The following is a 10,019-nucleotide window of genomic DNA, read 5'->3' on the forward strand; positions in this document are numbered from 1 at the left end:
CGAGATTCTGGACCTGATGGCCAACCTCGTGCATTTCCGCAGCGGTCGCCTCGATCCATCCATCGAGTACCTAATGGGCAAGCTCAAACGGTCGCGTGACGCGATTGTGCGAGCCTTAAAGGCGTTGCGGGCACATGGATTCCTCGACTGGTTGCGCCGGTATGTTCCCACCGGCAACCAGAGCGGGCCGCAGGTGCAACAGACTAGCAACGCCTACCGCATGTCGCTGCCGAGGAAGGCGCTGCAGCTCCTAGGGCGGCTGGCCGGGGTAGCTCCCGCGCCGGATGATTTCAGCCACGCACAGGCGGCACGGCGGGCCGCGCTCGACGCGCACCAAGCCAGCCTGACACCGGAAGAATTGCCGCTCTTTGTGGTCGAGGACGACGAGCTGGCCGCCAGTTTGGCCCGCCTCGGCAAGGCCATGTCTCTTAGGAAAGAGCGTGAGTCCGCCGAGCGGACTGAATCCCATCTAGGTTTTTAATTTAGAGGAAGAGATGCGGAATCCGCTTCGCGGATCGGTCTTTTTGTTTCGTCCGATCTACCAAGCCAGCCACACCAGCCCGCTAATGCCGTCAACCCCTTGCAGGGGTTCCCCAGCGTTGCCGGTGACGGCGCGGGCCTTGTGCGGCATGCTTTGCCTATCGGGACGGGGAACATCATTAGGCCGCGCTTCGCGCGGGTTCGAAGCGGCCTGCGGCCCGCATCGAACAGGGAACAGGCCGGGAAGATTTGAGGGGCGGAGAGGCCATTTTGTCTTCGAGGAAGCCAGTCGAAAATTCGGTGAGAAATCTTGACTGTAGATGCAAATTGCATATACAATAGGTGTTAGATGTTTGAATGGGACGCCGATAAAGAAGCCATCAATATCGAAAAACACGGGGTGAGTTTTGCGACTGCCAGCCGGATTTTCGAGGGCTTTATCTTAAGCGTAATCGATGATCGGTTCGACTATGGCGAGGTGCGAAAAAACACCATCGGCCTGATCGACGGCGTTCTTTTTCTGACCGTCACCCACACCGACCGCGACGGGAAGACGCGGATAATTTCCGCCCGACCTGCCAAACGTGGAGAGAGGAATCGATATGACGAAGCGTTACGAAAAAGAGTTGACCATAGAGCAACTGGCCGCACTTCCGGACAGTGAAATCGACACGAGCGACATTCCAGAGCTTGGTGATGATTTTTGGAAGAATGCGCAATTAATCGAGCCGGAAGGCACCGAACAGATCACGCTGCGCGTGAAAAAATCGGTGTTGCAGACCTATCGCGGTATGGGCAAGGGCTATCAAACCCGCATGAACGCCGTGCTGGAAACCTACGCCCAGAGCTTGAGGAAGTAGGCCACTAATGCCCAAACCCTCCGACAAACGGGAAGGCCGATGGTTCACCGCGTTGCGCGGATTGCGCATTGAGAAGCATAGCGCCGTGACCAAACGGTGGGTGAAGCGGCAGCTTGCAAAGGTCCGCCGCCGCGAAGCCATGCGGCATGAAACAAATTTAACTGGATAGATCGCCCGCAGGGAGATCGGCAGCCGCGCCACTGGTTCGAGCGGCGGACGCGGTTTCTATCCGGTTTTATTCGTCGTCTTCATCCTCATCATCATCGTCGTCATGGTTCACCGCCCCGCCTTTTTTGGCGCGGCGTTTCGATGCCGCCTGATCCTCTAGGGCGGTTTCGACAGCGGCCCGCATCTGATGCAAGGGCTTGATCCACCATGTCACCGCCCAGCCCTTCGAGCCGGTGAGTTTGGAATAGATCGTGAAGGTGCCAAAATTCCACGCCAGCCAGAGCAGGCCCGCGCCGACGATCACGAGGAACGCGATTTCGTGGATATAGAGCAGATCACCGAACAGGATTCCAAACAGGATCATGCCGCCGCAGAGGGCGAGAGTGCCGAGGAATAGCCTACGGCTGACATGGACGCTTTCGAGCGTCGAGAGCTGGATCGAGCGGGTGCGGGCCTTCACAAACTCACTCGTGACTTCCAGAAAGCCGTCTTTGAAATAGGTCTTTTTTGCCATCGTCACACCACCGGCGCCGTGCCGCATTCAGCTTCAAAGACGCGGCCATTTTCGAGGTCAATCACGCCCTTGGGTTTGAACATGCGCAGGCTGGACGTGTAGAGGGCCAGCTCGACATTGTTCGACATAGCGGCGGAGATATTGCAGCCGCAAAAGCTCGCCGGATCGGCATATTTCTGCTGCGCCCGCATGGCGGCAATCTCGGACTGTTTTTTGCCCTGCCACTCGGTTAGGGCCTCTTGCGCCTTGAGCTGCAACGGCCCCAAAGCCTGCCCGCCGACCTTGTTGCTGAAATCGGCAAACTGGTCGCCATAGGCACTCATCAGGTCGCGCCCCTCTTGTCCGTAGGCCCCGAAAATCTGGCCGAGGACGCCACCGACTTGCCGCTTGGATTCCGCAGTCTGTTCCACGATCCAATCGGTGAGCTTTGCCTTATAGGCGGCCTCATCCTCTTGGACTGTTTTGATGAAATTGGCGCGGCCAGCCGTCACCGTGGCAACGCAGGCGGGCGCGTAATAGCGTTCAGCGAGGCGCGGCACGATGACGCTTGGCGCGAGGAATATAAAATTCAGGCCGAACCATAGAAGCACCCCGCCGATCAGCGGGCCAAAGGCTTCGACGGGGAAAATCTCCTTGAACCATTCGAGCATTGCTTACTTCCGATAGGGGTTTGCATCGACCTGCGCCCGCCACTCTGGGCGACTGAAGTAAGGCACTAGTTTTGCCTTGATTGGGAAGTGCAAACCGCCGCGAATTATTATCTGGCTCCACTTTCTCAGGCCGCGCACTTCGTCGGGCCGGATCAGGGGTTGGCCCACGTCGCCGGTCGATCCCGTGCTCGATGGGTTGGAGACAGAGCGCACCCCGCACAGCTCGGACACCATCCGTTGCACCTCGGGTTCCTCGACCGCAAAAAACTGCTTCACGGTGACGAGGCCCATGATTTCTTTCATGCCGGTGTCGCCATACAGCTCTTGCCCAGCCATGGCGGCATAGGTCTGGGTGAACAGCCACACCCGCAGGCCGACTTTGCGGAATTGCGCCATGTGGCCGCGCAGATCGGGGAGGTATCCAAGGGCCGGGGCCTCGTCGATCAGCATAGTGACGGGCGAGCGTGGACCTGGCTTGCCGATGGCCGCGCCAAAAACGCCGGTCAGCATGTTGAGCCAGGGCAGGGCGACGGCCAGCATCGAGGACGGCACCAGAATATAGACCGTGACTTTTTCGGTTTTCAGGCGCGTGGCGTCGAAGCCGTTTTTCTCGACATGGACGCCGAGCGGCGTTGTCGGCGCATAGCGTTTTGTGGCGAGCGCGGCCTTGGAGACAATGCCCGACCATTGCGGCTTGGCGTTCTCGATGATGTCGAAAAACCGCTGCGCATCGTCCCGCAGGGCGAGGTGATTTTCGCCCCTGATCCAGTCGAGCCGCTGCGCAATGTTGGACGAGGAATCCCGGACCACCTGATAGAGGAAAGTCAGGTTATGAAGGTCCGCATGATCGTAGAGACGGATGGACGCGATCATGAGCGAGAGAAATTCTGCGCCCTCATCGTTCCAGTAGGAGCCGCTTTCCTTGCGATCCCCGACCATGAGCAGGCGGGCCAGAGCGTTCACATCGGTGATAAACGACGAGCTGGCCGGATCGAGGACCGAGAACGGGTTGAATCCGGCATCCTCAAAATGCAAGCCGGTATCGGCAGAGAAGATTTCGCCAAAGGGGTTCAGAAAGACCACAGGGCCGATCTCGGCCCGCCGTCGCGCCGTCATCGCGGCCAGCTCGCCCGAGGGGTCAGTGACGATCACCGAGCCCTCGGTGAGCGAAATCAGGGTAGGGACGACCAGACCGGATGATTTGCCGCCACCAACACCGCCGATGGTCAGCAAGTGACCCTCGCCGTTATGGAAAAAATCGCGTCCCCGAAGGTTGCCTAGAAACAAGCCGCCCTGCTGAAGCATGGCCTCTTGTTTCAGATCACGAGGCCGCGCCCACCGTGCGCCCCCAAAGATACGCCCGCCAAAAATTCGGCGTATCCAATAGGCATGGCGGATGGGCCACAGCAGGACGCGGCGAGCTGACCAGACGGCCAGCAGGATCATGGCCCAGCCGATCCACGGGCGGGCGTTCTGCCATGCCAGTGCGAAGCCATAACGCTCGGATAACGCGCCCCAGCTTCCCCAGAAGTCCGACGCCAGAAATGCCATGGCCCAATCCGGCATCGAGATAACGCCCAGCACGAGCAGGCCAAGGACGAAAAGCAGCACCGCGCCGATCATGAGAGGGGTGGTCCATGTTTGGGTCCGGGGGAGGGCCGGACGGTCTTTCCCGTTAGGTCCTTCCATACCCGAAAATTCAGTCCTGAACCCTTGTCACCGATAGGCTGGAGCGACAGCGAAGGAGGGGAGCGCAGCGACCTTTGACGAGGGTTTGGGACTGAATTTCCTTGCTGCGGTTTAAGGGATGACGGGGGTGGATAGAGTGCGGTTAATGACCCCTTAATCGGGTGCAGCTATACTGGTTGTTTCGGGTAGCCAGATGTGTATTTATTTACATAAATACCTGCGTACGCAGTCTGGTTCAGAGGGGAATAGTCCCCCTGAAAACCCCCTTGCAGGAGCGCGGCGACCGTGGGACGGCCAAAGAAATCCCCCGCTGAATTGCGCGACGTTCCGACCACCGTCATGCTGACGGAGGCGGAGCGTGCGGAACTCGAAACACGGGTGCGGGCCACTGGCCTCACCATGTCCGAGTTCGTGCGCCGGCGTGCACTCGGCGTGCCGTTGCCGGCGTCCGCCGGCGATCAACGCAACCGCGCATTGCTGGCGACCGCGTTGCTCCGGCTCGGCGTCAATCTGAATCAGATTGCCCACCACATGAATGCGGGCCGATCAGAGGCGTTCTTTCTACCCCAGCTCCTCACCGACATTCGCCGTCACGTTGACAGGCTCAGCCGCGATGAACCCGGTCGAAATCACGACGGGTAAGTCCTTCAAGGGACTTGCCGCGTATCTTCTCCATGATGCTGGCCGCGCCGCCACAGCCGAGCGTGTTGGCTGGGCGCAGTCCTTCAATCTGGACGACGCCGACCCAGATCGGGCGTGGCGTCTCATGGCGGCAACGGCCATGAGTGCCGACCAGTTGAAGGAGGCGGCAGGCATCAAGAAGGGGAAGGCCGCGAAAAACACGGCCTATCATTTCTCGCTCAATTTCAATCCGAAGGATGAACCGAGCGAGGAAATGCAGCGTGTCGCCGTCGCCAGTGCCCTCAAGGCTTTTGGGCTGGAAAAGTATCAAGCCCTTGCGGTCGCGCACCGTGACACCAAGCATGCCCATGTGCATGTTATGGTCAATCTGATCGACCCCGAAACAGGCCTATCCGCAGCGTCGAAGCAGCCCAACGGGCAAGCCGCCGTGCTGTCGAACATGCAAAAGAAAATGTCGAAATGGGCGGGCCAGTTCGAGCGCGATCATGGCCTTGTCATTACCGAGGGAAGACTCGAGAACGCCAACAAGCGGGCACAGGGCGAGCAGGTGGATGCAAAGCGCAAGCCCCGTAACGTCTACGAGCAGGAGCTGACCGAGACCACCGACCGGCGCGACGACTTCAAGAAGCGGCAGCAGGCCGAAAAGGCCCGCGACCTAACCGCTGAAAATCGCCAGATGCACGAGCAGCACGATGTTGAATGGGCGTCCTTGAAAGCCAGTTATCGCGCCGAAAAGGACGCGATCTTTCAGGATCACAAGCAGCATTCCAAATTGCAACTCGATGAGATGAAGGAGGCCAACACGCGAAAATGGCAGGCCCTGTTCATGCGTCAGCGTAGCGAAAAACAGGACTTCGACCGCGGGGAAAAATCCGCGATCGGGCGCATCTGGCATGCCGCGGCCGTCGTGCGCGATCGTGCCCTCGATGGCGATTTATTGGGCGGGTTCGTCGCGGCGTTTTCCGCCGAGGAACGCGCCGCGATCATCCAGAGAAAGCACGACATCGAGGCCAAGAAATTCGCCACGCAGATCCGCAAGGGATTTGCGGAGCGCGTTGCGGATCTCAACGAGGAATTGGCGGGCAAATATGCGCAGGCGCGACATCGTTTCGTCGTCGCCTGCCACGACCTGAAACGCGATCAGGCAGAGGCCAAGGCAGTGATGAAAGAACGGTGGAGGGTATATAGCGCAGGCCGACGTGCGGCCCTGTCTAAAGGCCGGGGACGGGTGTTGCAAACGACCCTTGGGCAGGAACTCGGACTGGGCAGGGGAATGGGGTTAGAGCCGAGGTAATGCAACTTTGTGATGAAGCATCTTACAGATCGAGACGGCCTGTCGAAGGTCGCGAAGGAAAGGCCAATCAGAGCAAGAATGAATCCTCGTCATCCTTGGGGGGGGATTCATCGCCGGTGATTTTTTTTGGGCTGGTCGATTTCAGAGATATCCGTTGCACCAGCTCAACCGCACTAAACGGACGCACAATCATTTGCGCTTTGGGGTCGATAATGCGCAGTCGTTTTAGTTTCGCGCTGTTCGCGACTTTGCAGAGCAGGATAACCGTCGCGCCCTTGAGCAAGCTGTTTGAACGCATTCGAACGAGCAGTTCTAGGCCATTGATCGGCGCGTTCTCGTCTGCAACCAATATCGTTTGATAATTTCGCTCACCAGCCGCCCTTAATGCCTGATGCGTGTCGCGGCATAGCGTCACTTGTCGCATGCCAGCCATGCGGAGCATCTGAAAAGTCAAATCCAGAAGGTAGGTATTGGAGTCGCAAAGAAGGACAGAGTTTGGTGCCATGCATCACCTTGTTTATGTGCTCCGGTATATGTAGCTAACCCTCTATAAAATCTGAATTTGTTCGCCCGCGAACCTATTGCAACTTTTGTAGCATCGGTGCGTTTAAAGCCTCTCAACGGTCAAAAGCTCCGCTCGTTGATTGTATGCAGACGCATGATACTTTAGCCCAGTGTCCTAGGACACTGGGCCTTTTTTGTGCGTCTTAGGCTTGCTTTTTCACCAGCAATGGACGACGGAACCCGTCGCTTTTCTCTGCCTGCTTTGGAAATTACCGTTGCATGAAACGCAAACGGTATGCGGTGGGTCGGCTCGGTCACACGCCGACCCACTTACCTAATCTCGGAGCCAGCAGGCTGCGCTAAGGGGGTGCAATGTGAGGTTGACTCTTTTCGGTGCGAGCGGTCGCACGGGCCGTTTAGTTCTAAAGGAAGCGTTAGATGCAGGATTGTTCGTAACGGCGTACGCTCGGACGCCTTCAGATATCGATCTAGCATCGCGTCGGCTCAAGTTGGTCGAGGGCGCAGCTCATCACCTTGATCGCATCGCCTATGCCGTTCGAGACTGTGACGCAGTCATTAGCACTGTCGGTGCCGGTCAAGGCACCCTTACCGCTCTCGCTTATAATCTCGCTGCGGCGATGCAGGCGGAAGGCGTTGAAAGGCTTGTGTCCCTCGTTGGGGCTGCTGTCGATACTCCCGGCGATCCAAAATCGCTGGGACGTTTTGCCATGATACGGCTCATGGAGTTGCTTGTGCCGGACATCCTCAATGATGCGCGTGAACACGCACGGTTGGTGGCGGACTCTGATCTCAAGTGGACATTGGTGCGAGCGCCGCGTCTGACTGATGGACCGGCAACCGGCCAAGTGACAGAGGGACTCAACCTGCGGCTGGGTCCATTTCACTCTATATCGCGGCGGGACCTCGCGCGTTTCATACTAGAGGTTGCCATGTCTCCAGACATGTATGTTTGCCAATCTCCTTTGGTGACCGGCATGGGACGGAGCGATTTTCGACGCGCCTTCGGGAACTGAATATGCACCATCAGGTGACTCTCGGACAAGCCAAGAACTCGCGTATCAGCATCAATGCGACCTGCAACAACGGTCATGAATTTGCCGTCGATATTGATGCTCTCATTGCCCTGCGTGGACGATTTGCGCCGCTTGATCTCGCTCTTCTGCAGATTGTCTGGTGCCCGGAATGCAGTAGTCGCGAGAACAGTTACAGAATGCAGCCCTTGAGTGACGCGTAACAAATAACCAGCTACCCCGACGGTCCTTTGGAAACCATCGGGGCTTGCCGGGAGTGTCCGTCTCTGGGGGAGTCGAACTTTGGCACATTGGCGTAACTAGCCGTTTCCGACTAGGTGTTCTTTCGGCGTATCTGGAGATCGCCTTTATCCACGTGGGTCGGATAATGTGCATTATGGAACGGTTTTTGAAGAACTCCCCAAATAGCCGGAAATTCAAAATCGCCTGACTGTCGCGGTCGCGATTTTTTTATTTCCGAAGGCCAGTAATCACTATGCGATTTGGTGCGATGCAGCACAGGTCATTACTTGACCGATGGAGCGACTCCCCGCAGGCTGTACGACTGTAGCCCTACAGCAGGGCTGCGCTTCGTTAAACCTCCGTTAACCATACAGCCCTATAGCACTATAGCATGAAGATTCTAGCGGTCATTTCCCAGAAAGGCGGGGTTGGTAAAACTACCCTTGCAACGGCTTTGGCCGTGGCCGCAGAGAATGCGGGCAAGAGCGTTGCGCTATTCGATCTGGACCCGCAGGCGTCAGCTTGCTTTTGGGCCGACCGCCGTAAAACCACCGGACGCAGCGAAACGCCGGTAGTGCGAGACGTGAATTTCAACCGCCTACCCCATGTCCTTGACGCCATGCGGGAGGCTGGAGCCGATCTCGTCATATTGGATTGCCCACCACAACAGCGGGACATTGCGGATGCGGCCTTAAGCGTTGCCGACCTGATATTGATACCGACCCGTGCCGAGGCCTTGGACATTCGCGCCATGACGCAAACCGTCCGCTTGGCGAAGCAAATGGGCAAACGCCCGTCTGTGGTTTTGACCTTTTCCCCGCCGACAGGTGCAGAGATCGAGCAGGCCCGCGAGATCATCGCCCAGCTAGAAGCCGATCTAGTGCCGGTTTCGATGCACTTGCGAAAGGCCTACTCCCGCGCCCAACAGGACGGCCAGACGGCGCAAGAGTACGAGCCGACTGGTAAGGCCGCACAAGAGATTCAACGCCTATACGAGTATAGCGCTACAGCCCTATACGGAAAGGAAGCGCATGGCAAAGTCAAAGCCAAATCTCGCCGGAGTGCTTGACGACATTCCGCCGACACCAGCCCCTTCAAAGGCGATTGCCGACGATGAACCCCGTCGCCGCCGACCGGCTGAGCACGGGCCAACTGTCATGGTGGGGGCGAACCTTCCACCGACCTACGCCCGCAACCTTGCCATGCTTCACGCCGAAACAGGCCGCAGCAAAAAGCAGCTTCTGCAGGAAGCTTTAGACATGCTGTTCACGGCCAAGGGGGGCGCATCCCTTAAACTATAGCGATATAGAGCTGTAGCCATATAGGGCTGTAGTGCGTTCATTTTCTTGATGGTTTGCCGCGACTCCGGCACCATTGCACAAATTCCCCCAAGTCTGGGGGTGACGACCGAAGGAGGGCGAAAGCCCAGAAAAACAAAACCCGCCGTTAAGGGCGGGCTTCATAACCGGGGAAACCGGGAAATCTCTGAGATGTGGTAATCCAGAGTTTCCCAAAATCCCCGGAGAATTGCAAGACCTATTTCTTGCCACGGCTTCGCTTTGCCCGCGTTTTGGCATCGAGGCCGCGCGAAGCCCCACGCCCTGACGGTCAACCGACCGAAAGGACAGACCATGACTACCTCCACCCTATCCCTTTTGCCCACAGGCGATGCAGGAGAGGCTTTAGCCCATTCCCGCGACCGAACACCCGTCCGCAGGCATTCCCGCTATGCTGGACGCTGCGAGGCGGTTTTCTGGCGATCCACCAACCGGCAGGAGGTGCGCCAGATCGTTCTGGCCGCCCGCAAGTACGAGCTGGCAGGCAAAAGGGCAGGGGAGCGCAACGGACCGCTAGGCGGGGTGGCCATCGAGATTCTGGACCTGATGGCCAACCTCGTGCATTTCCGCAGCGGTCGCCTCGATCCATCCATCGAGTACCTAATGG

At 58.0% G+C, this 10,019-nt stretch carries 11 protein-coding genes and 3 pseudogenes; 9 read left to right on the plus strand and 5 right to left on the minus strand.

Annotation, left to right across the window (positions count from 1 at the left end):
* The 3 genes and pseudogenes from ACN0SW_RS19800 to ACN0SW_RS19810 all read left to right on the plus strand — a co-directional run.
* A pseudogene (locus tag ACN0SW_RS19800) lies at window positions 1-481 on the plus strand (helix-turn-helix domain-containing protein); the annotation flags it as partial.
* Between the two features lie 348 nt (window positions 482-829).
* Window positions 830-1,144 (plus strand): BrnT family toxin, encoded by a 315-nt coding sequence (locus tag ACN0SW_RS19805; RefSeq protein WP_417729627.1) that lies wholly within the window; start codon window positions 830-832, stop codon window positions 1,142-1,144.
* Window positions 1,083-1,340 carry a BrnA antitoxin family protein gene (locus ACN0SW_RS19810; RefSeq protein WP_417729628.1) on the plus strand — a complete coding sequence of 86 codons (258 nt, stop codon included), beginning with the start codon at window positions 1,083-1,085 and terminating at the stop codon, window positions 1,338-1,340. Before ACN0SW_RS19805 ends, ACN0SW_RS19810 begins: the two co-directional genes overlap by 62 nt.
* Before the next feature lie 235 nt (window positions 1,341-1,575).
* On the opposite strand, the gene ACN0SW_RS19815 is transcribed toward ACN0SW_RS19810, so the two are convergent.
* Genes ACN0SW_RS19815 through ACN0SW_RS19825 form a run of 3 tightly spaced genes read right to left on the minus strand, consistent with a single transcriptional unit; the run spans window position 1,576 to window position 4,295 of the window.
* The gene (locus ACN0SW_RS19815; RefSeq protein ID WP_417729629.1) at window positions 1,576-2,022 is read right to left on the minus strand and encodes a hypothetical protein; all 447 of its coding nucleotides are present in this window, start codon (window positions 2,020-2,022) and stop codon (window positions 1,576-1,578) included.
* A gap of 2 nt (window positions 2,023-2,024) precedes the next feature.
* Entirely contained in the window at window positions 2,025-2,672 is a 648-nt protein-coding gene (locus tag ACN0SW_RS19820) for a hypothetical protein (RefSeq protein ID WP_417729630.1), read from the minus strand.
* A 3-nt stretch (window positions 2,673-2,675) separates the two neighbouring features.
* Window positions 2,676-4,295, minus strand: coding sequence for a type IV secretory system conjugative DNA transfer family protein (locus tag ACN0SW_RS19825; RefSeq protein ID WP_417729631.1), 1,620 nt, complete (start codon window positions 4,293-4,295; stop codon window positions 2,676-2,678).
* 351 nt (window positions 4,296-4,646) lie between these two features.
* Between ACN0SW_RS19825 and ACN0SW_RS19830 the strand changes: the two genes are divergently transcribed.
* A complete protein-coding gene (locus ACN0SW_RS19830; protein ID WP_417729632.1) occupies window positions 4,647-5,003 on the plus strand; it encodes a plasmid mobilization protein in 357 nt (118 codons plus the stop codon).
* Complete coding sequence (locus tag ACN0SW_RS19835) at window positions 4,975-6,297, plus strand: relaxase/mobilization nuclease domain-containing protein (protein ID WP_417729633.1); 1,323 nt, start codon at window positions 4,975-4,977, stop codon at window positions 6,295-6,297. The genes ACN0SW_RS19830 and ACN0SW_RS19835 overlap by 29 nt, the downstream gene beginning before the upstream one ends.
* Before the next feature lie 67 nt (window positions 6,298-6,364).
* On the opposite strand, the gene ACN0SW_RS19840 is transcribed toward ACN0SW_RS19835, so the two are convergent.
* Window positions 6,365-6,730 carry a hypothetical protein gene (locus ACN0SW_RS19840; RefSeq protein WP_417729634.1) on the minus strand — a complete coding sequence of 122 codons (366 nt, stop codon included), beginning with the start codon at window positions 6,728-6,730 and terminating at the stop codon, window positions 6,365-6,367.
* 445 nt (window positions 6,731-7,175) lie between these two features.
* Here ACN0SW_RS19840 and ACN0SW_RS19845 point away from each other — a divergent pair.
* Window positions 7,176-7,697: pseudogene (locus ACN0SW_RS19845) on the plus strand (NAD(P)-dependent oxidoreductase); the annotation flags it as partial.
* A gap of 5 nt (window positions 7,698-7,702) precedes the next feature.
* Here the strand turns inward: ACN0SW_RS19845 and ACN0SW_RS19850 are convergent.
* On the minus strand, window positions 7,703-8,059 hold the full coding sequence (locus tag ACN0SW_RS19850) for a hypothetical protein (RefSeq protein WP_417729637.1): 357 nt from the start codon (window positions 8,057-8,059) through the stop codon (window positions 7,703-7,705).
* 407 nt (window positions 8,060-8,466) lie between these two features.
* On the opposite strand from ACN0SW_RS19850, the gene ACN0SW_RS19855 reads away from it, so the two are divergent.
* The 3 genes and pseudogenes from ACN0SW_RS19855 to ACN0SW_RS19865 form a co-directional block, all read left to right on the plus strand.
* A complete protein-coding gene (locus ACN0SW_RS19855) occupies window positions 8,467-9,144 on the plus strand; it encodes an AAA family ATPase (protein ID WP_417729635.1) in 678 nt (225 codons plus the stop codon).
* Window positions 9,145-9,232: 88 nt separating this feature from the next.
* Window positions 9,233-9,376: a ribbon-helix-helix domain-containing protein gene (locus ACN0SW_RS19860; RefSeq protein WP_417729636.1), complete on the plus strand. Its 144-nt coding sequence runs from the start codon at window positions 9,233-9,235 to the stop codon at window positions 9,374-9,376.
* A gap of 330 nt (window positions 9,377-9,706) precedes the next feature.
* Window positions 9,707-10,019 (plus strand): annotated as a pseudogene (locus ACN0SW_RS19865) (hypothetical protein); the annotation flags it as partial.

This window comes from Roseovarius sp. (assembly GCF_048262375.1).
Taxonomy (GTDB): Bacteria; Pseudomonadota; Alphaproteobacteria; order Rhodobacterales; family Rhodobacteraceae; genus Roseovarius.

What these genes read in the sequence shown, in the direction of transcription:
- ACN0SW_RS19815 (WP_417729629.1), bottom strand. Translation starts at nt 2,022, where the DNA reads ATGGCAAAAAAGACCTATTTCAAAGACGGCTTTCTGGAAGTCACGAGT.
- ACN0SW_RS19835 (WP_417729633.1), top strand. Translation starts at nt 4,975, where the DNA reads ATGAACCCGGTCGAAATCACGACGGGTAAGTCCTTCAAGGGACTTGCC.
- ACN0SW_RS19825 (WP_417729631.1), bottom strand. Translation starts at nt 4,295, where the DNA reads ATGATCGGCGCGGTGCTGCTTTTCGTCCTTGGCCTGCTCGTGCTGGGC.
- ACN0SW_RS19840 (WP_417729634.1), bottom strand. Translation starts at nt 6,730, where the DNA reads ATGGCTGGCATGCGACAAGTGACGCTATGCCGCGACACGCATCAGGCA.
- ACN0SW_RS19855 (WP_417729635.1), top strand. Translation starts at nt 8,467, where the DNA reads ATGAAGATTCTAGCGGTCATTTCCCAGAAAGGCGGGGTTGGTAAAACT.
- ACN0SW_RS19820 (WP_417729630.1), bottom strand. Translation starts at nt 2,672, where the DNA reads ATGCTCGAATGGTTCAAGGAGATTTTCCCCGTCGAAGCCTTTGGCCCG.
- ACN0SW_RS19805 (WP_417729627.1), top strand. Translation starts at nt 830, where the DNA reads ATGTTTGAATGGGACGCCGATAAAGAAGCCATCAATATCGAAAAACAC.
- ACN0SW_RS19860 (WP_417729636.1), top strand. Translation starts at nt 9,233, where the DNA reads ATGGTGGGGGCGAACCTTCCACCGACCTACGCCCGCAACCTTGCCATG.
- ACN0SW_RS19810 (WP_417729628.1), top strand. Translation starts at nt 1,083, where the DNA reads ATGACGAAGCGTTACGAAAAAGAGTTGACCATAGAGCAACTGGCCGCA.